The sequence below is a fragment of the uncultured Imperialibacter sp. genome (assembly GCF_963974565.1).
Taxonomy (GTDB): Bacteria; Bacteroidota; Bacteroidia; order Cytophagales; family Cyclobacteriaceae; genus Imperialibacter; species Imperialibacter roseus.
In genome coordinates this window covers 66,477-89,263 of record NZ_CAXBCJ010000016.1, presented here as the reverse complement: position 1 = coordinate 89,263, position 22,787 = coordinate 66,477, and the positions used below count along the sequence as shown (strand labels likewise).

The window sequence follows — 22,787 nt, the reverse complement described above, 5'->3', positions numbered from 1 at the left end:
ATGACAAAGACAGGAGCATATCGGATCATTATCAGTGGAGGAGGCACCGGGGGACATATCTTCCCGGCAGTCGCTATTGGTACTGCTTTCAGGGAGCGATTCCCCGATGCTGATATCCTCTTTGTGGGTGCTGAAGGGAAAATGGAAATGCAGCGGGTGCCTGAAGCGGGCTTCAAGATCATTGGTCTTTGGATCAGTGGATTGCAGCGCAGCCTCTCTGTCAGCAACCTCATGTTTCCTTTCAAGGTCATTTCCAGTGTATGGAAATCCAGGAAAATCATCAACGACTTCAAGCCTGATGTGGTGGTGGGCGTAGGCGGTTATGCCAGCGGGCCCTTGTTGTATGCTGCCACTTCCAAAGGCATTCCATCGCTGATTCAGGAGCAGAATTCCTATGCAGGCCTCACCAATAAGTGGTTGGCCAAAAGGGTGCAGAAAATATGTGTGGCCTACGAGGGCATGGAGAAGTTCTTTCCTAAAGAGAACCTGACCATTACTGGCAACCCCATCAGAAAGGACATCACTGCTGGAAATATTACAAAGGCGATTACCGCTTCCTTCTACGGACTTGATGCTACAAAACCGGTGGTGCTCGTATTTGGAGGCAGCCTTGGCGCTAAAACTTTGAATGAAAGTGTGCTTGCAGGGCTGGCCGAATTCCAAAAGGCAGGCGTTCAGGTGCTATGGCAATGTGGCCGTTTCTACTACGAGCAAATGAAGCAGCAAACGGCAGCGCTGGACATGACCGGCATTGTGCTGCTCGAGTTCATCAAAGAAATGGACAAAGCTTATGCTGCTGCCGATGTGGTCATTTCACGAGCCGGAGCGCTGTCAATTTCAGAGCTCTGCGTGGTAGGCAAGCCTGTCATTTTTGTGCCTTCGCCCAATGTGGCGGAAGATCATCAAACAAGCAATGCTATGGCGCTTGTCAAGAAAGATGCTGCCATCGCCATTAAAGATATCGACGCCAGGAAACAACTGGTACAGGGGGTACTGACCCTTTTAAAAGACAAAGAAAAGCAGCTAAAGCTTTCAGCAAACATCAAAACAATGGCCAGGCCTGCTGCTACAGAAGACATCGTGGATCAGCTGGCGGAGCTACTGGGTGCAACCGAAAGCCGCCCTTTTGGGAATATCGACAATGTTTACTTCCTCGGGATTGGTGGTATTGGTATGAGTGCATTGGCCCGCTGGTTCAATAATCAGGGTAAAAAGGTAGTGGGCTACGACCTTACCTCCACAGCACTAACCGACGAGTTGAAGAAAGAGGGCATCGACATTCACTTTACGGATGATGTCTCCCTGATTCCTGACAGCTTCAAGGCCGACAAAGCAAAGACCCTGGTGGTGTTGACACCAGCCATTCCGGCTGATCATACTGAGTGGGCTTACTTCAAAGCAGAGGGCTTTGACATCAAGAAGAGGTCGGAAGTGCTTGGACTAATTTCCAAAAGCAAGTTCACCATTGCGGTGGCAGGCACACATGGAAAGACGACCACGTCCTCCATGATCGCTCATTTGCTGAAGTCGGCTGGCAAGCCGGTGGAAGCATTTATTGGGGGTATCACAGCCAACTACAACAGCAACTTGCTGCTTTCTGACGACCCTGAGTCGCTTTTGGTGGCGGAAGCCGATGAGTTCGACAGGTCCTTCCTGCGCCTTCATCCCAACATAGCAGTAATAACTTCGGTCGATCCGGATCACCTGGACATTTACGGATCAGCCGAAGAAATGATAAAAACATACAGCGCTTTTGCCGGGCAGGTAATCCCTTCTGGAAGCATCTTCCTCCAGGGTAAGCTGCAGCAAACACTTACTTTACCTGCCCGCAGAGCGTCTGTAAATCATTATGGTGAGTCATTTGATTACCGTCCTGAAAATGTGAAGGTAGTCGACGGTCAGTTTGCCTTTGACATGGTATATCCCGAAGGCAAAATTTCTGACCTAAGGCTTCAGGTGCCTGGTTTCCACAATGTGGAGAACATGACGGCCGCTATAGGTGTGGCCTTGCAATTGGGCATCGATGAAAAAGCCATCAGGCAGGGAGTGGCCAGCTACAAAGGAGTGAAACGCAGATTTGAGAGCATTCTGAAAGATGATCACCATGTCTTCATCGACGACTATGCGCATCACCCTGAGGAAATCCGGCAGTTCCTTCGTTCGGTGAGGGAATTGTATCCTTCCAAAGAGCTAACGGCCGTTTTTCAGCCGCATTTGTACACCCGCACCAGGGATTTTGCTGATGGTTTTGCCGAAAGCCTTTCCATGGCCGACGAGGTGATTCTGCTGCCGATTTATCCGGCAAGGGAGAAGCCCATAGCTGGGGTAGATGCTGAAATGATTGCTTCCAAAATCTCGCATTCCAGGAAGCAGGTGATTAGCAAGGACGAATTACTGGCGTGGACGAAGAGCCACGATCCGGAAGTACTGCTCACGATAGGAGCAGGTGATATTGATAAAATGGTAAAGCCGCTGGCGGAAATTTTAAAGACGAAGAGCTATGCTGCGTAAAATAAAAATAAAGAGAGGCGTGTATTTCGTGGCAGGTGCCATCCTGCTGTTCGTACTGATTGGGTTTGTTAGCAAAAAGCAAATGGACAAGCCTTTCAGCGAAGTCTATATCGACATCGACTATAGCCAGGGAAATTATTTCATCCACGAGAATGACATCAGGAAGCTGATCAATGCTCCGGGCAACGAAGTGCTGACGGGATCATTCGCTGGTGACATCAACCTCAGGAATATTGAAACGAAGATCGAGAAGCACCCTTTTGTGAAAGAGGCTGAGGTGTTCAGGGATTTGAGGGGCAATATAAAGGCGAAGATTAAGCAGAAAAAGCCTATTGCCAGAATCATCAACAACGGAGGTTTTGGTGCCTATATCACCGATGCAGGGGAGGTAATTCCTCTTTCGGACAATTACACAGCCCGGGTGGTGTTGGTGAAAATACCGTCATCCAAAAAGTACAAAGTTTCTATTGAGGAAGACGAGCAGGGCAAAGGGCTCTTTGAAATGGTGAGCTATCTGGAAGCAAGCAAGTTCTGGAAAGCGCAAATAGCAGAGATTTCGATGGACAAAAGAGGGGAAATGATACTCTACCCTCAGGTGACCAGGCAATATATCGAATTCGGAAAAGCGGAGGACATTGAAACCAAGTTCAGTAAACTCCATATTTTCTATACCAAAATCCTGCCCGAAAAAGGCTGGAATACCTACGAAAAAGTGAACGTGAAATATAAAGACCAAATCGTCTGTGAATAATACTCCTATGCAAAACGATAAAATTATTGTTGGCCTCGACATAGGCACCACCAAGATATGTGCCATTGTCGGCCGTAAAAATGAATATGGAAAGCTCGAAGTGATGGGCATGGGTAAGGCCGTTTCCGACGGGGTGATCCGTGGCATTGTGACCAACATCGACAAGACGGTGAGCGCCATAGAAAAGGCCGTGGCTGAAGCAGAGGAGCAGTCGGGTATTGACATCCGGGTGGTGAATGTGGGCATTGCTGGTCAGCACATCCGCAGCTCTATCCACCATGGGTCGATCACCCGTCAGTCCAACGACGATGAGATCACCGTGGAAGACGTGAATCGCCTGACCAACGACATGTACAAGATCGTGATCCCACCAGGGAGCGAGATCATCCACGTGATGCCCCAGGACTACATCGTCGACTATGAGGAAGGTATCAAAGATCCCGTAGGTATGTCGGGTGTGAAGCTCGAAGCTGACTTCCACGTGATCACGGCACAGACGAACGCTATTAACAACATCAATAAGTGCGTGCGCAGAGCAGGTCTTGAGATCGAGAACCTCATCCTCGAGCCGCTGGCGTCAAGCCTGGCAGTGCTCAGCGAAGAAGAGAAAGAAGCCGGCGTTTGCCTGGTCGACATAGGCGGCGGTACCACAGACATCGCCATTTTCTACGACAATATCATTCGCCACACGGCAGTAATTCCTTTCGGCGGTAACATACTGACGACCGATATCAAGCAGGGCTGCATGGTGATGGAACACCAGGCTGAGTTATTGAAAACCAAGTTTGGAAAAGCCATCGCTGAAGAGGCAAACCCTAATGAGATTATCTCAATTCCCGGCCTTAGAAACCGTGCTCCCAAGGAAATTTCTGTGAAGAACCTGGCGCATGTGATCGAAGCCCGCATGGAAGAGATCATAGAAATGGTGCACACCGAAATCATTACCTCGGGCTTCCAGCACAAGCTGGCAGGAGGCATTGTGGTTACCGGTGGTGGTAGCCAGCTGGCATGTGTGCAGCAGTTATTTGAATACATGTCGGGCATGGATAGCAGAATAGGTTATCCTAACGAGCACCTCGGCAAAGGCAAGCTGGAAACAGTGAAAAGCCCCATGTATGCTACCACAGTGGGTTTGGTGTTGAGTGGCTTCCGGGCCCTCGATGAGCGTGAAAACCGGTACAATGAGAAATCGTTGCACAAGCCGGTGCAAGGGAAGTCAATTAGCCGCAAGGACTTGACTGTACCAAAGAACTTCTTCAACAATATGCTGGAGAAGACAAAGAAAATGTTGATTGATGATTTTGACGATAAAATGGAATAGGTCGCTTTTTTCGGAGGGCTTCTTTGGGCCATCTGACAAAAGGACTACACCTCAACTTCTATAGTTATGACAGGAAACGCATACAAGTTCGATCTACCCCAGCATCATAAGTCGATCATTAAGGTGATCGGCGTTGGGGGCGGTGGCAGCAACGCTGTCAACCACATGTTTAACCAGGGTATCAAAGACGTTGAGTTCGTCATTTGTAATACCGACTCTCAGGCGCTCAATAGCAGTCCTGTACCCATCAAGCTGCAAATAGGTGCCAACCTGACCAGTGGTCTTGGAGCAGGTGCTAACCCCGAAAAGGGAAAGAACGCAGCGCTGGAGAGTAAAGAAGATATTCGGGAGCTCTTGAGTGAGGACACCCGCATGATATTTATCACCGCAGGCATGGGCGGTGGCACAGGCACTGGTGCGGCTCCCGTTATCGCCAAAGTGGCCCGGGAACTGGACATACTCACGGTTGGCATTGTGACGGCTCCCTTTGCTTTCGAAGGCAAAAAGAAGACGCAGCAAGCTGAAGAGGGAATCAGAGCGCTGAAGGAAAACTGCGACACCGTGCTGGTGATTCTCAACGACAAGCTGAGGGAGATTTACGGCAATCAGTCCATTTCTGAAGCTTTCTCCAAAGCCGACAATGTGTTGACCACTGCTGCCAAAGGCATTGCGGAAATTATCACTGTGCCGGGCTATGTGAACGTCGATTTTGAAGATGTGAAGACGGTGATGAAGAACAGTGGAGCCGCTGTTATGGGGTCGGCTGTGACCAGTGGCGACAACCGAGCTATTCGTGCGGCTGAGGAAGCCATTTCGTCGCCGCTGCTCAACAATACCAATATTCTTGGTGCACAGAAGATTTTGCTTTCCATCATTTCTGGCGAGCAGGCTGAGCTGCAAATGGATGAGTTAACTGCCATTACCGAATACATGCAGGAAGCCGCCGGCGACGACGCTGAAGTGATCTTTGGCCACGGTGTCGACCCTGAGCTGGGCGACTGCATCAGGGTCACCATCATAGCCACAGGCTTTGACCAGGCGTCTATTTCAAAAATACTTGAGGAGAAGTCAGAGAAAAAAATACACGATCTGGAGAGAGCCAAACAGATTGACCTTTTTGAGCAGCAACCTAAAAAGCCTGAAAGGCCAATCACCGAACCGGTCATCAAGAAGCTGAAAGATGAAATAAGACAAGAGGACGAAGCTGAAGCCGAAGAAAGGTCTTATGTTTTTGACTTCAAGAAGAAGGACACTCCTCCGTCAACTCCTAAGAAGAAGGACGACGATGATAAAGGGCTGTTCGAATTCGGAGAAGAGTACGAGGTAGTGGAAGGCAGCGACCTTGACCCGGGTGATGCTTACCTTGAAGAGCTGGAAGGTTCGGCACATCAAATGAGCAAGAAAGTGGAGCTAAGGGAGCAAGCGAAAGAAAGAGAACGCAAGCTGGCGAACCTGAAAAGCCCGGCGACACTGGATAGCGATTCTTTCAAAGAGAAGCTGGAAGTGCCGGCTTACATGAGGAAGAAAGTCAAATTGCAGGACGTGCCCCATTCATCTGAAAGGAAGATTTCGAAGTTTAACTTGAATGACGACAATCAGATTTTGGGCAACAATCGCTTCCTGCACGACAACGTGGACTAGTTTTTTTGTTTTACAGTTAATAATTGCAAAGGTTTTATTCCTGTCTAACTTTTGTGAGCTGTCTCATGCCCCGACTTTGTCGGGGCTGAGCACGGCGATTTTTCTACAGATTTCATGATACAGAACCCTTCTTCGGTAATTGCGAGGATGCTTGCCTTATTCCCGATTGTGTGAAGAATCCAAGTGCATGTCAAGCCCCTCAAAACCCAATCAACTGTTCGGCCTGCAGTTCCAGGTCCCTCAGGTAAACATTATTCGTTATCTTCTGCCCTTCCAGGTGCTTTTCTATAAACGGCATCTTAGGTTTAAACGCCAGCACATGAGTGCCACAGTAGTTGAGCACATCGGTGAAGTGTGACACAGCCAGTCCGCCACCCTGTCCGCCGGAGCTGAGGCCAACCAGGGCCGCCTTTTTCCCTCTGAAGGTGCCAGGGTACTCCATGCCGTCAATAAAGGCTTTAAGCACCCCAGGGTAAGAGCCGTTGTATTCCGGCACCAGGAACACAAACTTCTTCGAGTCCTTCATTTGCTGGCGGAAGCGATTGAACGCCTCGTTTTTGCCATTGTTTTTATACAGAGCAGAGAAGATAAAGTCTTCGGGCAGGCCAGCAAGATCGATGATGGATGCCAATGCACCTTTGGAGGCAAGTATCTCCAGATACTGCTGGGCAATGTGCCTGGAGTTGGCGGGCTCCCTGTTGGTGCCGACGATAATGGTGATGGGGTTGGTCAATGGTCGATTCGTTTTCCTTACAACAAGGAACCAAATGAAAAGTTTCGGGAGCTAAGGTAGGAAAAATAAGGGAAGAGGACTCACGTCACGACTATCTCAGCATCAAGGACAATGGATCAATCTGTATTTTTCGGGTGGGATGAATTTGTGAAACTGATATCTCATCGGTAAGGGAAAACAAAATTGATTCAATGCTTCTCGCTTGAAGTATTTTTTATAGGTATTCATAGAATTTCCGGCGATAGAAGTACAGGTGTTTAACCTTAAAACTTTCATTTGTTTACCGTGCTAGCCTGATAATACCAGTAACCTTGCCATTGATTAACAGCGGGCTGCCATCCTGGAAAGTACCTTTGATTACCCAGACGTAAGCCCCTTGCGGTTGTTCTTTACCCTCATTTGTTCCATCCCATCCGGACTGGAAAAGCTCCGTGGTGCTTTGTGAGTTAAATACAGGATTACCTTCCCGATCAAATATTTGAAACTCAATGTTGGCTACGCTTCCTCCGCCACGTAAAATGAAGCGATCGTTGGCTTGGTCATTATTGGGCGTGAATAGGGTAGGTAGAAACAATTCACTGGACAAAATGGCAAAGGATTGGGATACCTCTTCTGCTGTCTGAAAAATGTCATTGCCTGCCTGCATGGCAGTAACGACTACCGAACCGGTACCCTCTATAATGATGGCGCCATTAACTAGTGAAGCTACTCCCGATGAGGGTTCCGTTACTATCGAAAAGGTTACAGGCAATCCTGATCCACCTCCGGTAGCTTCAAGTACTACAGGATCCTGCCCTACTTTTTTATCTGCTATTGGATCAAATACAATGCTTTGAGCCACCTTACTAAATGTGACTATGGCGGTGGCAGCGGCACTATTGCCATTAACATCTGTAACGGTAAGAGTTACAGTTGCTGTTTCGGTAGTTGGTGTATCAAAAGAAGCTACATCTAATGTTCTGGTAGCAATTCCGCAATTGTCCGTGCTACCATTGTCAATGTCAGCTGGAGTAATAGACGCTTGTCCGTTAGCATCCAGAGCCACAGTAATGTCTTGAGTAATAACTGTAGGAGTAATATTGTCTTCTACAGTAACTCTAGCCACACATGATCCTACATTACCATTGTTGTCGGTGATGGTGAGAGTGACATTGTTATCGCCCACATCACTACAATTAAAAGAAGTGATGTCTATGGAGCGGGAGGCAATGCCAAAGCTATCCGAAGAACCATTATCGATCTGTCCTACAGCAATAGTAGCCGTTCCATTGGCATCCAGCTGTACGGTGATGTTCTCACAGTTGATCTGGTCAACCTGGCTATCATAAACAATACTAAAAGTTGTGGCTGCTGTATTGCTATTTCCAGCAAAATCCTGAGCGGTTGCGTAGGCAATATCAACTGTTATGTCTCCATCAGTGACAGGAACAATATTAGCGGTGAAAACGGTGTTGTCGGAGGATGAAACATCCAAAACAGTTCCATTCCCAACGGCTATATCACTCACTGTAAAATCCGTTACTTCTTCGTTAAAGGTGATGGTCACGGGAATGGGATTCACTTTCGTTGAAACACTTAAGCTACTGGTTATTGTTACCGTTGGGTCTGTACCATCAAATAGCATGCTAAATCGTGCGGCGGCCTGATTGCCATTAATAGCGGCATCTTCTGCTGCGTTGGCTGCTACATCAATAGTTATGGTTCCATCAGCCGTTGGGGTAATTTCAGCGGTGTACACAGAGGAACTAATAACTGCAAAATTTCCTGCCGTTCCATTGCTCACGGTGATGTCCATTAGCTCAAAGCCTGTAACATCTTCCGAGAAAGTGAAAGTGGCTTTAAATGCTCCACTGGCAGGATTTGCGACCAGACTTGTGACTGTTATGGTTGGAGCAGTAAAATCTGCTTCTACGCTAAACTGCGTGGCCACTGTATTGCCATTGGTTGCGGCATCTTGAGCTATGTTGGCCGCTACATCAACAGTAACGGTTCCATCACTTGTTGGGGTGATTTCAGCGGTGTATACCGAAGCACTAGTGGCTGCAAAACTTCCAGCGATTCCATTGCCTACATTAATGTCAGCAACATCAAACCCAGTGACATCTTCAGAGAAAGTGAAGGTAGCTGTAAAGGCACCATTGGTAGGATTTGCTACAAGGCTTGTGATGATAATATCTGGTGCAGTTAAATCTGCTTCCACACTAAACTGAGCAGCTGCTGTATTGCCATTAGTAGCGGCATCTTGCGCTACATTGGCTGGTACATCAACAGTAACGGTTCCATCAGTTGTTGGGGTAATTTCAGCGGTGTATACCGAAGCACTCATGGATGTAAAACTTTCTGCCGTTCCATTGCCCACGGTGATGTCGGCAGCATCAAAATCAGTAACATCTTCGGAGAAAGTGAAAGTGGCTGCAAATGCTCCCCTGGCAGGATTTGCTACCAGACTTGTGACTGTTATGGTTGGAGCAGTAAAATCTGCTTCCACACTAAACTGAGCAGCTGCTGTATTGCCATTAGTAGCGGCATCTTGCGCTACATTGGCTGGTACATCAATGGTTACGGTTCCATCAGTTAATGGGGTAATTTCAGCAGTATATATCAAAGCACTAGTGGCTGCAAAACTTCCAGCAGTTCCATTGCCTACATTAATGTCGGCAACATCAAATCCAGTGACATTTTCAGAGAAAGTGAAGGTAGCTGTAAAGGCACCATTGGCTGGGTCAGCTACAGGGCTGGAAATGGTGATTGTAGGAACTGTTACGTCTGCAGCAATACTAAACTGGCTAGCTGCAATATTATCTACTCCTCCAGCATCCTGAGCAACACCTGCTGCTGCATCAACTGTGACGGCTCCATCGGCAGTAGGTGTTATTGTAGCGGTATAAACACTGGTACTGGTGGCTGCAAAATCACTCGCTGTACCATTACCTACCGTCAGACCTCCTATGGCAAAACCTGTGACAGGTTCACTAAAAGTGGCGGTAATGGTAAAAGCATTGGTTGGCGAACTCGCCAGACTACTCCAAACAATGGTAGGTGCTACAGGGCTTGCCGCCACTGTTGTCCTGCTGTCTGTATCGCTAAAGGTACCATCACTGGTCACCAAGGTAAAGGTGGTCGTTTCTGTATTGCCACTAGCCACTCTGTTTTCTGTGGGTGCAAACACCAATGCACGGAGGCTTGCTTGTAGACTTGTGGCATCTGTATATGCTAAGGTATAAGGTCCCGTTCCTGTTAAATCCGTACCTGTTAAAAGACCTTTGGCATTGTCATCTAGGGTAATAGCGGCAGATACATTGTCGTCATTGGGGTCTTGAACGGTGATAGTCGCAAACGGACTAATGGTCTCATTATCATTTATGGCCTGATTGGCCACCGCCCCAGTAACGACAGGTGCTGCAAGTGAGTATTCGTTGACATTCCTTGCGGCCGAGCTTAATACAAACAATTGGGTTCCGTCCGCACTAAAGGCCAATGATGTCGGGGACAATACCACCGACAAGCGCTCAGCATTTCCAGCATAAGTTGCCGTGGACACGTCCCAGGAGGTGGTTAGGTTATATTCGTTGATACCAGTTCCACTAAAACTCAGCACAAACATTTTGGTACCTTCTGCATTAAAGGCCAGAGAGGTGGGATCAGTTACTTGTGCGGCTACCGAAAAACGCTGGACATCACCAGCATAAGTAGCCGTGGACACATCCCAGGCGATGCTTAGGGTATATTCGTTGATATCCTGTTGCTCGTCATAACCCATCACAAACATTTTAGTACCGTCTGAACTAAAGGTCAGAGAGATGGGAACGTTTTCTTGTGCTGCCACCGAAAAGCGTTCGGCATCACCAGCATAAGTAGCTGTCGAAACATCATATGCAGTAGAAAGGGAATATTCATTGATATCTTTACCTGCATTACCCATCACAAACATTTTGGTACCATCCGCACTAAAGGCAAGAGAGTTAGGATAGGATTCTTGCGATGACACTGAAAAGCGTTCAGCATCTCCGGTATAAGTAGCCGTGGAAACATCCCAAGCGATGGCTAGAGTATATTCGTTGATATCCCTTCCAGCATGTCCCATCACAAACATTTTGGTGCCATCGGCGCTAAAGGCCAAAGAGATTGGTGAGCTTTCTTGAAATCGCACTGAAAAACGTTCATGATCACCAGTGAAAATGGCTTTGGATACATCGTAGGCTCCAGGGATCGTATTGATATAATGACTTTTTTTAAGTGTTGTAGGACAACCATCAAGGGTACTTATCGTCAAGCTTACATCGAAAGTACCTGATGTGGTATAAGTATGTGTGGGGTTTGGATTAGTAGATGTGGTAGCTCCATCTCCAAAATTCCATAGTCTGCTAGTTATTGGCGAACCAGAAAAACTCTGATCCTGGAAAGTTACAGCACCCGGGCCATCTAACTGTCTAGCACTAGTAGTTCCAAAATCGACCATGGATCCAACCACCTGAACAAAATTTGTTTTTGTTATGGTATTTATGCAACCAACGGAATTGGTCGTTGTTAGCGTGATAGAATGGTATCCTAGTTTTTCATAAGTATGTGAAGGATTCTGATCTTCAGATGTACTGCCATCTCCAAAATCCCATAACCAATCTGTGATTATAGTAGAGGCTATGGTTGTTGACTCATCGATAAAGTTCACTAAATATGGAGCACATCCATACGGAAAATCGGCATCAGCTTCTTTAAATTCAACTATAGAACCCCCGATAGTTATCGTTCTTGTAATTTCATCAGAATCACCATTGGTCGTATCTTGAACAAAAAGACGGACATCAAAGCGACCTGCTGAAGTATAGGTATGATTTGGATTTTTTAATGTTGATGTAGATCCATCTCCGAAAGACCATGACCATGTATCGGGATTTTCTGATAAATCAGTAAAGGATACTGTTTGAGGCAAGTCACATCCAATTGATGGGGTTTCCGAAAAATCAGCTTTCACTGGTGGTCGCTGACTATAAACTGTAATAGAGGTAAAAAAAAATACTATTAAAAGCCATACGATTATGCCTAATTTCATTCTTTTTTGATTGATAAGAGTAAAAAGGGAACAAAACCCTTCTATAGATCTCATTGATTTTTTCATGCGCAAAGATTTAACTTCATTCAAGGTCTAATGGCTGACATACCTATTGCTGACAGCATAAACTCTCATTTGCTTTCTTCCACTATCTTAATTTCTACTCTTCTGTTAAGTTGCCTGAGTGCTTCTGAAGAATTGTCTGTCAAAGGCTGGGTTTCACCTTTTCCGTCGACCGTTATCCTGTCCTCACCAAGGCCTTTATTTACCAAATAGGCTTTCACGCTTTCGGCCCGCTTTATCGACAGGTTTTGGTTTACGTCCCGGCTGCCAGTGTTGCAGGTGTGGCCTGTCAATTGGATGTGGAGATTTGCGTGTTGTTGGAATATTGCTACCACCTGGGCAAGGTATTCCTGTGATGGCTCATCGAGTATGTCACTGTCCAATTTGAACCGCACATTCTCGTCTATGATCCTTTCTTCTTCGGGGGTTAGCGGAGCTGACGCCAGTTCTTTTTGTACTAGCCGTTCGGTTCCTTTTACTGGTTGCTCCTCAACCTGGGTTTTCGAATCCGCCTCTGCCGTCATTTCTGTAGCCCCATCGGCAGCCATGGGTTGTGCGGCTGCCACAGGCACTGCCGTTTGTACCACCATGGGCGCAGCTTCCCGTTTATTCTTCTTAAAAATCCGATAGAAAATGGCTATTTCAAGTGGACTCCCCACAGCACCACCATAGGCATTGCTTACAGGCACATCGAAGCTCACGGCGGCTTTTACCTCTGGCTGCTGGTACTGCACCGAAAACACCGCTAGCTCGCTGGTGCTATACCACCCACCTAGCCCAATCTGCTTAGCGCCATTGCCTGCAAGGTCGTAAGTGAACAAGCTGCCTGTCTGTAGCAGTTTCTTTCCATTGCCAATAATGCCCTGCGCTGTAGGTAAAATGGCAAACTTGCCATGTTTTAAAATTTCGTAGCCCAGCGTGGCTTTATAAGTGGTGGGCAGTTTTTGACTTATTTGGTCGGAGTACGACATTTCAGGGTTCGTGAAGTTAAAAAGAGAGATGCCTGCAAAACCTTTCCCACGGCCGTCATAGTCCCGCACCTGCCAATAGAGCCCGCTACTGGCTGAAATTACCTGACCACTTTTGCTACCTATCAATTCACCAGTTGGCGCAGTCGGGTCAAATATGCCATTGATAAATTGACTATCTGTTGAAATATCGCCAGTCAAACTATTGCCAAACACGACGGCTTGTGTGCCAAAGCTTAGCTCACTTCGCTCGCTTAGTGCAATGCTCAGGGCAGCCCCCAAAGAGCCTCCGGTGGTGTTGAAGAATTCAGTCACCCGGTCGCTAAAAAAACTTCCGGAGAATACCAGCCTGTGATTGCCAATTCCTACAGGGTATAGCGCTGAAGCCTGGGTAGTAATAAATTTCTCGCCCAGTTGAAGGGGCACACTGCGGTAGTTGATGCCGACCCAGGCATCTTGCAATGTGCCAGCCTGACCGGGGTTGGCAGCCAAAGGGCTAAAATGGTATTGATTGAAGAACAAGTTCTGAGCAGAAAGGCTCCACCCGAAAAATGAGAAGGTAAGGAACAAGAAAAGTCTTTCGAAGTGTCTAATTGAGATGTGCATCAGCTCAGCTTTAAGTTCTTTCAGCGTTGAAATGGGAAACGATACATCTTACCATGCGCTCCATGTGTATGTTTTAAACCCATCTATGGTTCGGTAAAGTTGGGCTTAAACAAAATGAGCAGAAATACGAGGCGCCACGTAAATGCCTACGTAGCGCCACGTATTTTTGCAGGTTTTACACCAAAATCGACTGTTTAGAGGGGTCTGATATTCTGAGAATCTGGAGCGGTGTTCGGCAGTGTGACATTGACTACCTCCATCTGTCAACCATGGAATGGTTAAAAAAACTTCATGAACTAGCAGGACTGATGGAGCCATTTTGAGGCGGAAAGAACAGGCAGTCGAGAGGACTTACTGCACGAGACCTCTACCTCGCACAACAAAAACTCTCTTTTTTAGAAATAGTTGGATATTTTTAAGAGTCTGATCAGTTTACTGAGTCGGGAGCTGTTATCTTGACAGGCTAGCAGGAAATTAGTACTGAATTACGATGGTAAAAAGCTCACCAGGAATTGTAGGATATATTGTGTTTCCGTTTTTGCTGTTGTTGATCAATGGTCGTCTGCTGTCACAGGAAGTAACGACGAGTAAAATAGATGCTTTAAAAAGTCAGCTACCGTCGGCTGGCGTGATGGATAAAATCCGATTGCTCAATGAAATTTGTGATGAGTTTGAAAATTTCATACCCGACTCTTCCCTCAACTACGCCACCAGGGCATTGATGTTAAGCGAACAAGCAGCATCCAAAGAGGGCATGATCACTAGCTTAAATAATATTGGCCACTATTATGATATCAAAGCGGATTCTGAGAGGAGTCTTGAATATTTTCACAAATCCATTTCAATCGCCAGAGAAATTGGCAACAAGCAACTGGAAGCTTATTGCCTTAACTTCATTGCAAGGGTTCAATTCTCCCTGGTTAACTACCCAGGTGCTATCGATTATTACTTGCAATCCTTAGTGTTGCGAGAGCAGCTGGGCGATTCATTGGGCATTGCCTTGATCCATGGCAACCTGGGCAATTTATATCGGACTACCAAAGATTATAAAAGTGCCGAAAAGCACTTGCTCAAAGCCCTCGAACTCAACATTTCGTTTGGCGATACTTCTCGTTTTCTCAGCGATTACCTCAACCTGGGTGTATTGAGTCACAACATGAACAAACTCGACAAGGCCCGGGAGTACGATGAACAGGGAATTTTCTTCGCAGAGAAGACAAATAACCTCAACGCACTCTCTATCATACTGGGGAATTATGCCATGGTTTTTGCCGATCAAGGTGATTTCCCCAAAGCACTTGATTACCTGGGCAGGTCTTTGAAACTGAAAGAAGAGGTGATCAGGAAACCGGCCTCCACCGTCCACGCCTATGCCAAGTACCAGCAGCTTTATCTGGACTATGACTTCTATCAAAAGTCTATCGATAGTGGGGAAAAAGCTATGGAGCTTCTTGTCAGGTATCCAAACAGGGACATGGAGCAAAAAGTATTGAAACGGTTGGCTGAGGCCCACTCGGCGCTAGGTTATTACAAGGAAGGGTATGAGTATATGCTCAAATCTGAGGCGGTGAAAGATTCGGTATTCAGCAAAGAAAAGTCTCGACAGGTGAAGCAGCTGAACGCCATCTACGAAACCACCAAAAAGGATTTGAAGATTACCCAACAGGAAGGGGAGATTAAACTTATTTCAGCTGCTAGCCTTTTCAAAACAAGATTAGCCTGGGCAATAGCCATAGGCATGTTGCTATTATTCGGCAGTGTTTATCTGTATCGCTCCAGAAAATATGCGTTGAACGCTAATGCGATGCAGGAGCGCTTTTCCCGCCAGTTGCTTTCTTCTCACGAAGAAGAGCGAAAGAGAATCTCCAGGGATCTCCACGACTCTGTAGGCCAAAGTCTGATTCTGATCAAAAACAAGGTGACTTTGAATCAGGACGATACGACGGCTACCATGGTAAGCAAGGCCCTGGAGGAGGTGAGAACCATTTCCAAAGCGTTGCACCCTGCTGTGCTCGACAGGTTGGGGCTTACTGCCAGCATCAAAAAGCTGGTGAACGATGTGGACGAAGTAACAGACATATTCTTTACTGAGGAAATTGACACGATTGACAATATCTTTTCCCGGGAACACGAACTTCAGATTTACCGCATAGTGCAAGAGGCGCTCAACAATATGATCAAGCATGCTCAAACCGAATCTGCGATTGTTCGTGTTATCCTGGAGGCGAGAAAAGTAATCGTAACGGTGCAGGACTATGGTGTTGGTTTTGATCTGACCGAAAAGCCAGAGACCATCCATAGTTTGGGAATGAAAACCCTGAAGGAAAGAACTCAGATGGTCGGAGGTAAAATTCTTATCGAGTCGACAAAAGGAAAGGGTACCAGTGTTACTTTAGTGATTAATAAGCCAGCATAGGATGATGAGTTTGAAGAACCTGAGAGCGGTGGTGGCCGATGATCACCCATTGTTATTGCAAGGACTTGAAGACACCTTGAAAAAGGGAGGGGTAAATGTGGTCGGTGCCGCCAGCGACGGGAGCACGGCGTTGAAGTTGATTACTGATTACCATCCCGATGTAGCGGTATTGGATATTGAGATGCCCTACCTTACCGGGTTTGCCGTGGCCGAAGAATGCAGAAAAAAGGGCTTACTTACGAAGGTTATTATTCTTTCTTATCACAAGGAGGCGGAATTTATCGTGCAGGCTAAAAGTCTTCACATTGCGGGGTACCTGCTGAAGGAAGATACCAATTTGGAAATTTTCAAATGTATCGAAAAGGTGATGCAAGGTGAGTTTTACTATAGCCCCTCTATACTCCACAAGGATCTGAACACAGCGAATACAAGTCTCGAAAAACTTGAGTTACTCTCACCCTCGGAGAGGAAAATATTGAAACTAATAGCCAGCCAACTCAGTTCCCAGGCCATTGCGGATAAATTGCATGTTTCGGAACGCACCATCGAAAAGCACAGAAGTAATATCATTGGGAAGCTGGCTTTGTCGGGGCATGCCAATAGTCTTTCCCTGTGGGCAGTAGAGCAAAAAGCAGTGATCATGAGCTTTTAAAGGAGTCATCCACTGTTATCGAATAAGACAGATCCCCTTGGAGGTTTTGATTAGGGAATGCAGATTAATGAGCGAGTAAAATGCTCGATTTAAGTCCCGTACTTCTTCATTCTCTCTTCATCGAGCACTTTTTTGTAGTCGAAGTCAGGTGTTGCTTCTACAATACCTCTTAGTTTTTCGACTCGTGAAGGCTTTTTTAACTTTTTTAAAGACATATGCTGTTTGTTATTTCCGATACCGCCACGCAGGGCTAATAGGAAACTTCACACCGAACAACATGTTATAGAAGTCGCCGTTTGAGCTGATCTTGGCCGACTGCTCCGGTCCATTGCCTATCTGGTAGGTGCCGTCGATTTCCGTCATTTTCTTAAAACCTTTGGTAGAGCTGCCATTGATGTAGAGAACAAAGCTGTTTTTGAATTGCCAGCTAACGGATACACCTGCCTCAATCAAACTATAGTTTTTCCTCAAACCAGGGGTTGCCACCATCGTTAACCGACTTTCATCACCTGCATGAAATGAACTACTATGCCCCCCAATATTGGTTGATCCTCTGTCTATTTCATATCGCATATTGTGGACAAAAGAATAACCGATAAATGGCGAAAGCTTTAGCCTTTCCCTGAAAAAGCCAAAGTTGGATTTTAGCCTGACTGGGATTTGAATAGCAGCGTAGGACTGCCCCGAAATCAGGCCGACATTGGGGCTTTTCAATCTAAAGCCCACCCCGTATTTATAAGCATTAAGCCCGGTTTCCAATAGAAGGCCCTGGCTGATTTCCTGCCCTACGATAAATCCACCTGCAGGACTGTAGTATATCGGCTTTTCTCCAACCATCCCACCCAGGTCATCGACAGAAATCTTCTCATACTTAGGGCCAAGCTCAAAGCCGAGGTAGGTCTTGTGCTGCGCCTCTGCTTGCAGATAAATCCCCACGAAGGCAGTCAGGATGATGAAATGAAACCGTGCTTTCATACAGAAATTTTTTCGTAAGCGTAGTAAAAAGTCACTAGTGTGTATGTTGAAGTAAAGTAGAAAATGTATCTATACCGATTAATATATAAATTTAAATAAATAAATATCTCTTTGATATTATTCCTTGATATAGTTTTTAATTGGAGTATGCGGCCAAAGAGCAGGGAATATTACAAAATTGACTTGGGCATCACACCTCGCAGCCACACCTTGAACTGTTTTGCCCGGCCCGCTTCCGAATCAGGGTTGAAGTCTAATGTGGCTTCCCAGGCATTCTCCGGCCGGATGTCGACCTCCATGGCCTGACGCAGGTCAGCGGTGACTTTGCGGTCATAAATAACTGCTATGCACTCTGTGTTCAAGTTGGCGCTGCGGGGGTCAAGGTTGAAGGTGCCAATCACGGCAATATCTTCGTCGATCACCATCGATTTGGCATGGAGGCCAAAGACAGGAGTGAAGTCCATTTTCTTCTGCAGGGCACCTGTCATCACCTCAAAGCGGACAGCGGCATCGGGTTTGAATTCGTAAATTTTTACGCCGGCCTCCAGCAGCTTTTCCCTGTCCCGCTGGTAGCCGCTGAATGCTTCCAGGTTGTCGGTCGACGAGAGGCTGTTGGTGAGAATTTTGACAGTTACCCCACGATCCACTGCTGCTTTGAAGAGCTGCTGGCTGACCTCGGTTGTAATAAGGTAAGGCGACTGAATCAGTATGGACGACTTTGCCCGCCGGATCAGGCTGACCAGCGAATCGGTAGCCACACCACTACCCGCCAGCCCCTGACTGCCGTCATTTTTGCCCGGCAGGTCGGAGATGAACTGCACGCTATCGGTCCACACCAGGGAGCCCGAGGCCTGTGCTTTCTGAAATTCTTTCGGCACCTGCTTTACCTTTTCCCTTACCTCAGGCCAGAAGTTTTCGGGGTTGCAGGCGTACTGGTGCAGGTAGGCGTATTTCACATCCAGGTTGAGCTCCTCGTCGGTTACCTGGGCGAGCTCACCCACAGGCACGCTTAGCTCGCTTTCCCAAAACAGATCGAACGACTGTTGCACGTCCTGCACTTTCTTGCCCACCAGCAGCACGTCACGGTCACGGAAGTTGTACTCATGATCGTAATCGAAGTACTCATCGGCAATGTTTCTGCCGCCGGTGATCACCACCTGCTGGTCGACAATGAACGTTTTGTTGTGCATGCGCTGATTGAAACCCTGAAAGTCGGTGGCAAGCGACAACAGCTTGCCTGGTAGGTTTTTGCCGATATTGGCATTGGGGTTGTAAATTTTCACTTCCAGGTTGGGGTGGGCATCCATGGCCAGCAGGTCGTCTTCCTCTGCTTCTACCATGATGTCGTCCACAATGATCCTGATCTTCACGCCCCGGTCGGCGGCACCCAAGAGGAAGTCGGCGGCTATCAACCCAACATTGTCTGTAGAAAAAATGAAGTACTGAATGTCGATGGTTTGCTCAGCTGCTTCCGTCAGCCATGCCCGGGTAATCATCGAGACGTCGCCTTCCTCCAGGGAATGGACGCCGGTTTTAGTGGCGAGGAGCTCAGCGTAAGGTGCCAGGTAGTCCGAGAGTTTCACAAGCGCTGCTTCCGGCAGCTGCGAGCAGAAGTCCTCGGTAATGGGAGGGTATTTGAGTTCGGTAGGGCCGCAGTTCGTCAATACCAGAAACAGAAAAAGAGAGAAGGTTTTGGATGCCTTAGGTGTCATATTGAGCCCGGCTTTGTTTGAGGTTTGGCCACAGGAAAAGGCAATTTACGGTTTTTCTGGAAGGATGCATATATGGTCGAAAATTGGTAGATTGGAGCGTTTTGTTGAAGACAGTGCCCATTAAGCTGCGTTATCTCAGCGATGATAAGAATTAAGAAAAAGTAGTTATATGAATATTGCAGTTCTAATTGGTGTTTCAGAATATTCAAACGGCATCCAAAATTTGCCGGGTAGTCTAAACGATGTTATACAATTCGAACGCCTGATTAGGGCGACAGATAAATACGAAGAGATATTAACTATCTCAGAAAAATCAAGCAGTATCACAATTAAAGATAAATTGGCAAGATTCATCAACAGTAAAAAAGATGAAGCTATTGAAGAGGTGTTTTTTTACTTTACAGGCCATGGAGATTTTTCGAACGATGAATTCTACTATATACTTCCCGACTTTTCCTTTGATAAAAAAACACAAACAAGTTTACAAAATTCGGAGCTAGATAGCTTAATAAAGTCTTTGACTCCCAAACTTGTTACGAAAGTAGTAGATGCGTGTCATTCTGGGGTAAATTATATCAAAGACGTAAAAGCAATTGATACATACATAAAGTCAACTACAAACCAATTTAGTAACTGCTATTTTCTGTATTCCTCTTTGAATTCTCAGAGTTCATATCAGAATAAAGATTTCAGTTTTTTTACTTTGAGTTTTTTCAATGCGCTAAAGAAACACATAGATAAAAATGTGAGATATAAAGATGTAATCGATTATATATCAGATGAATTTTCATCATTTCCAGAGCAAACGCCATTCTTCGTGACTCAAGCTGATTTTACAGAAGTGTTCTGTATGAAAGGTCAAAAAATCAGGGATTTTTTAGTAGATATCCCTTCAACTTTTCCTGATACATCAAAACAGGAAGAGGAAGAAAAGAAAGAATTCTCTACACTAGAAGACATGGTTAAGGCTGACGCTAAAAACCACTTAACTTTCGAAGAGGTCTGCGATATTCTAGAGGATATCAAGCAGTGCGTTAATGATTTTAAACTGTCTCCTGAAATTGAAAATTTGTTTGAGTTCAAAGTGACATACCCTAAATACATTCCTACACATGTTAATTACCATCAAATAGGGTTATTTGTAGCAAAAAACAAGGACAGATATTTTGCTACAGCTAATTACCGAACTGAAACATATGAGGAAATTGAAAAACCTTCAAATATTGAGAGAATGATAGGGCGTCAAACAGAACCGTATACCGTCACAAAGAAAAGACAGGTAATCGATGGCTACTCTCTTACTGTCAACTATCCTTATTCTCAGATTTTGATTGATGTCAATTCAAAACTTCCAAATATAGACTCCTACAATTGTACAATTGCATTTGTGACATCCGACAGAAAAATAAAGGTGTATTATTTTATAACTAATTACACCAAGGTTAACTGGAATAGTAGAGAAATGAATAAAAGATTTGAATGGAACGCAAATGAATTGTTACTAAAGGACGCTGAACAAATTAACCAGTATATAAAAGACGTGATTTTACACCTAAACAAAAGGGTTGTTGGTGACTTAAAGTTGAAATTTGATATAAAAGAGGATGAATAACACTTGACTGCGATGATCCTCAATCCTCCCCATCGCCCTCGCATGAGCGATAGCGGAAACGGCTACCGGCCCGGGAGGGCGTATGAGACTGGCGATTGTATCGCTTGTTGGTATTGCCCAGTTTTTTGGTATGAGCACATCCACCGTATCCAGGCCAGCGTCATGCCGATGGCGAGGTACGAGGGAGCCGACGTGGAACGGCATCCCCCGGATAGTAGCAGTGGCTCAGAAAAGAAAACTGCAAACACCGTGGAGACTTCTCTCCGCCAGCTGGCGAACTGAAATGACGACTGCTATAGTGGCTTGGTGCACACAAAAAAACCACCGAAGCGCTCCAGCCCGGTGGTTCTTCAAATCGTTTGCTTACGCTCTTAAATTGAGCGGCTTACCTTGAATTTAGCAGTGATTTTTACATTGCTTTCATTGGCCGTTGCATTGCTCACTTCGAGCAGCCTTGCATTAGTGACTTCGAATGTGCCCTCAACGAACCCATCGACGCCACCAAACTTTTCAATGACCAGGCTTCCCGTGCTGTTGTTCGTGATTTCTCCGTCTTCTGCCTTGTAGCTGTAGTATGACTTAGTCATATCGCCATTGGCCATCAGGAGCCAGGTACCTGCCACGTTGCTTTCGAAATTGGCATTCCATGCGAACGTGCCTTTGGGCTCTTCGCCTTCCCATAAAATAGTGAAGGAAAGACCGCTATCGTCGTTAGCGTTGCCAGAGAGCTGATACGTGTTGTCCGACAGTTTCATAGATGACCCGGTGAAGGTAACCGGATCGGCGCTGCCTATCGTCACCTCAATCTTTTCATTGCCAACGGGGTCGCCTGCGTCGTCAGAACTGCAAGCGCAAAAAAATAGAACCATCCCTGCCAACAGGGATCCAGTGAACACCTTTTTCATAGTTATTTGACCTTTACTAATTGTTAAAAAATCTGCCATCTGAAATTGATAGCAGGAGCCAGGCGTTCAACAGTCTAAAAAGTTTGGGGAAGTTGGATCGCCTGAGCCTCATCTACAGACGTAAACTTTAAAAGAAGGTTTGGGAGGAGTCAAAAAAAATTTAGTACCCGGTGGTGTCTCTGCTTTTGTCTTTACCAGCTTCCTCTGGGGTCGTGAAGAAACAGGCCTGGGCATAGAACGTTTGGATTGAAAGATTACAAAAGTTTGCTAGGTTCTGCTCTGGTTGGTGCCGCCTCTAGCGTTAGTGAGAGCAGAGGGCTCGAAGCCTTTTCTGAAACTTTTGTAATCTGCTGTATCTGCCAACTTCACCCCTCCAAAAACACTTCAATCCTTCCTTTCTGTCTTTCGTGGTGCCGGAAATGCATATGGGCATATTGCAGCCATTCATCTGCGTTGAAGTACTGGTGGCCCGGGTGCTTCGTCTTTCCTTTGTTCGTACTGTTTGAATGGCCAAGTGCCAAAATTCTCTCTTTTAACTTTTCGAATCCTCTGATAATCTCTTCTTTAGATGCCGGCTGCGGTGTAGCGGCGTTCGACGGAGGGCCTTCCACCATTTTGTCGGGAAACTGGTCGTTGGCAAACATCACTTTTGCTTGCGGTGTCATTTCTTCCTGAGCGTTGTCGTCTGTTTGCAAACAGGTTTGAACTTGCGAGAGAAAAAAGCCCGTAGCGCTGATCAGGTGCATATACACTTGTCCCATCGACCACTTATCGGGCTGAGGCTGACGGAGAATCTGGGCAAAATCATACCGGTCTAACTCATCCTGCCAGTGGTCGATGGTGCTGATAAAGGAGTCTGTTTCCATTCCTG

At 46.3% G+C, this 22,787-nt stretch carries 16 protein-coding genes; 8 read left to right on the top strand and 8 right to left on the bottom strand.

Annotated elements, in window-relative coordinates; genetic code table 11:
• The 4 genes from murC to ftsZ all read left to right on the top strand — a co-directional run bounded on the left by murC (nucleotide 1) and on the right by ftsZ (nucleotide 6,224).
• Complete coding sequence (gene murC / locus AAC052_RS20000; protein WP_339815209.1) at nucleotides 1–2,511, top strand: UDP-N-acetylmuramate--L-alanine ligase; 2,511 nt, start codon at nucleotides 1–3, stop codon at nucleotides 2,509–2,511.
• Nucleotides 2,501–3,262, top strand: a complete 762-nt coding sequence (locus AAC052_RS19995) for a cell division protein FtsQ/DivIB (RefSeq protein WP_317487707.1) — start codon at nucleotides 2,501–2,503, stop codon at nucleotides 3,260–3,262. Before murC ends, AAC052_RS19995 begins: the two co-directional genes overlap by 11 nt.
• A 7-nt stretch (nucleotides 3,263–3,269) precedes the next feature.
• A complete protein-coding gene (ftsA, locus tag AAC052_RS19990; RefSeq protein ID WP_317487706.1) occupies nucleotides 3,270–4,583 on the top strand; it encodes a cell division protein FtsA in 1,314 nt (437 codons plus the stop codon).
• Between the two features lie 66 nt (nucleotides 4,584–4,649).
• On the top strand, nucleotides 4,650–6,224 hold the full coding sequence (gene ftsZ / locus AAC052_RS19985) for a cell division protein FtsZ (protein WP_339815208.1): 1,575 nt from the start codon (nucleotides 4,650–4,652) through the stop codon (nucleotides 6,222–6,224).
• Nucleotides 6,225–6,423: 199 nt separating this feature from the next.
• Here ftsZ and AAC052_RS19980 read toward each other — a convergent pair whose 3' ends face one another.
• From AAC052_RS19980 to AAC052_RS19970, 3 genes are all read right to left on the bottom strand, one after another.
• Nucleotides 6,424–6,957, bottom strand: a complete 534-nt coding sequence (locus AAC052_RS19980) for an NAD(P)H-dependent oxidoreductase (protein ID WP_339815207.1) — start codon at nucleotides 6,955–6,957, stop codon at nucleotides 6,424–6,426.
• A 280-nt stretch (nucleotides 6,958–7,237) separates the two neighbouring features.
• Nucleotides 7,238–12,073, bottom strand: coding sequence for an Ig-like domain-containing protein (locus AAC052_RS19975; RefSeq protein ID WP_339815206.1), 4,836 nt, complete (start codon nucleotides 12,071–12,073; stop codon nucleotides 7,238–7,240).
• 65 nt (nucleotides 12,074–12,138) lie between these two features.
• A complete protein-coding gene (locus tag AAC052_RS19970; protein WP_317487702.1) occupies nucleotides 12,139–13,644 on the bottom strand; it encodes a PorP/SprF family type IX secretion system membrane protein in 1,506 nt (501 codons plus the stop codon).
• Nucleotides 13,645–14,134: 490 nt separating this feature from the next.
• Here AAC052_RS19970 and AAC052_RS19965 point away from each other — a divergent pair, with 490 nt between their 5' ends.
• Together AAC052_RS19965 and AAC052_RS19960 are read left to right on the top strand one after the other, a co-directional pair.
• On the top strand, nucleotides 14,135–16,060 hold the full coding sequence (locus AAC052_RS19965; protein ID WP_339815204.1) for a sensor histidine kinase: 1,926 nt from the start codon (nucleotides 14,135–14,137) through the stop codon (nucleotides 16,058–16,060).
• Between the two features lies 1 nt (nucleotide 16,061).
• Nucleotides 16,062–16,712 carry a response regulator transcription factor gene (locus tag AAC052_RS19960; RefSeq protein WP_317487700.1) on the top strand — a complete coding sequence of 217 codons (651 nt, stop codon included), beginning with the start codon at nucleotides 16,062–16,064 and terminating at the stop codon, nucleotides 16,710–16,712.
• An 89-nt stretch (nucleotides 16,713–16,801) separates the two neighbouring features.
• Here the strand turns inward: AAC052_RS19960 and AAC052_RS19955 are convergent, their stop codons facing one another.
• From AAC052_RS19955 to AAC052_RS19945, 3 genes are all read right to left on the bottom strand, one after another.
• Nucleotides 16,802–16,927 (bottom strand): hypothetical protein, encoded by a 126-nt coding sequence (locus AAC052_RS19955; protein WP_317487699.1) that lies wholly within the window; start codon nucleotides 16,925–16,927, stop codon nucleotides 16,802–16,804.
• Between the two features lie 10 nt (nucleotides 16,928–16,937).
• The gene (locus tag AAC052_RS19950) at nucleotides 16,938–17,687 is read right to left on the bottom strand and encodes a hypothetical protein (protein WP_339815202.1); all 750 of its coding nucleotides are present in this window, start codon (nucleotides 17,685–17,687) and stop codon (nucleotides 16,938–16,940) included.
• 170 nt (nucleotides 17,688–17,857) lie between these two features.
• The gene (locus AAC052_RS19945) at nucleotides 17,858–19,399 is read right to left on the bottom strand and encodes a phospholipase D family protein (RefSeq protein ID WP_339815201.1); all 1,542 of its coding nucleotides are present in this window, start codon (nucleotides 19,397–19,399) and stop codon (nucleotides 17,858–17,860) included.
• Between the two features lie 169 nt (nucleotides 19,400–19,568).
• Here AAC052_RS19945 and AAC052_RS19940 point away from each other — a divergent pair, with 169 nt between their 5' ends.
• Both AAC052_RS19940 and AAC052_RS19935 read left to right on the top strand, forming a co-directional pair.
• On the top strand, nucleotides 19,569–21,011 hold the full coding sequence (locus AAC052_RS19940) for a caspase family protein (protein ID WP_339815199.1): 1,443 nt from the start codon (nucleotides 19,569–19,571) through the stop codon (nucleotides 21,009–21,011).
• 12 nt (nucleotides 21,012–21,023) lie between these two features.
• Nucleotides 21,024–21,293 (top strand): hypothetical protein, encoded by a 270-nt coding sequence (locus tag AAC052_RS19935; protein WP_339815198.1) that lies wholly within the window; start codon nucleotides 21,024–21,026, stop codon nucleotides 21,291–21,293.
• A gap of 89 nt (nucleotides 21,294–21,382) precedes the next feature.
• Here the strand turns inward: AAC052_RS19935 and AAC052_RS19930 are convergent, their stop codons facing one another.
• Nucleotides 21,383–21,916 (bottom strand): hypothetical protein, encoded by a 534-nt coding sequence (locus tag AAC052_RS19930; RefSeq protein WP_339815197.1) that lies wholly within the window; start codon nucleotides 21,914–21,916, stop codon nucleotides 21,383–21,385.
• Nucleotides 21,917–22,281: 365 nt separating this feature from the next.
• Complete coding sequence (locus AAC052_RS19925) at nucleotides 22,282–22,782, bottom strand: DinB family protein (protein ID WP_339815196.1); 501 nt, start codon at nucleotides 22,780–22,782, stop codon at nucleotides 22,282–22,284.
• Nucleotides 22,783–22,787 lie beyond the last annotated feature (5 nt).

What these genes read in the sequence shown, in the direction of transcription:
- ftsZ (WP_339815208.1), top strand. Translation starts at nt 4,650, where the DNA reads ATGACAGGAAACGCATACAAGTTCGATCTACCCCAGCATCATAAGTCG.
- AAC052_RS19970 (WP_317487702.1), bottom strand. Translation starts at nt 13,644, where the DNA reads ATGCACATCTCAATTAGACACTTCGAAAGACTTTTCTTGTTCCTTACC.
- AAC052_RS19935 (WP_339815198.1), top strand. Translation starts at nt 21,024, where the DNA reads ATGATCCTCAATCCTCCCCATCGCCCTCGCATGAGCGATAGCGGAAAC.
- AAC052_RS19945 (WP_339815201.1), bottom strand. Translation starts at nt 19,399, where the DNA reads ATGACACCTAAGGCATCCAAAACCTTCTCTCTTTTTCTGTTTCTGGTA.
- AAC052_RS19950 (WP_339815202.1), bottom strand. Translation starts at nt 17,687, where the DNA reads ATGAAAGCACGGTTTCATTTCATCATCCTGACTGCCTTCGTGGGGATT.
- AAC052_RS19955 (WP_317487699.1), bottom strand. Translation starts at nt 16,927, where the DNA reads ATGTCTTTAAAAAAGTTAAAAAAGCCTTCACGAGTCGAAAAACTAAGA.
- AAC052_RS19960 (WP_317487700.1), top strand. Translation starts at nt 16,062, where the DNA reads ATGATGAGTTTGAAGAACCTGAGAGCGGTGGTGGCCGATGATCACCCA.
- AAC052_RS19940 (WP_339815199.1), top strand. Translation starts at nt 19,569, where the DNA reads ATGAATATTGCAGTTCTAATTGGTGTTTCAGAATATTCAAACGGCATC.
- murC (WP_339815209.1), top strand. Translation starts at nt 1, where the DNA reads ATGACAAAGACAGGAGCATATCGGATCATTATCAGTGGAGGAGGCACC.
- AAC052_RS19925 (WP_339815196.1), bottom strand. Translation starts at nt 22,782, where the DNA reads ATGGAAACAGACTCCTTTATCAGCACCATCGACCACTGGCAGGATGAG.
- AAC052_RS19975 (WP_339815206.1), bottom strand. Translation starts at nt 12,073, where the DNA reads ATGAAAAAATCAATGAGATCTATAGAAGGGTTTTGTTCCCTTTTTACT.
- ftsA (WP_317487706.1), top strand. Translation starts at nt 3,270, where the DNA reads ATGCAAAACGATAAAATTATTGTTGGCCTCGACATAGGCACCACCAAG.
- AAC052_RS19965 (WP_339815204.1), top strand. Translation starts at nt 14,135, where the DNA reads ATGGTAAAAAGCTCACCAGGAATTGTAGGATATATTGTGTTTCCGTTT.
- AAC052_RS19995 (WP_317487707.1), top strand. Translation starts at nt 2,501, where the DNA reads ATGCTGCGTAAAATAAAAATAAAGAGAGGCGTGTATTTCGTGGCAGGT.
- AAC052_RS19930 (WP_339815197.1), bottom strand. Translation starts at nt 21,916, where the DNA reads ATGAAAAAGGTGTTCACTGGATCCCTGTTGGCAGGGATGGTTCTATTT.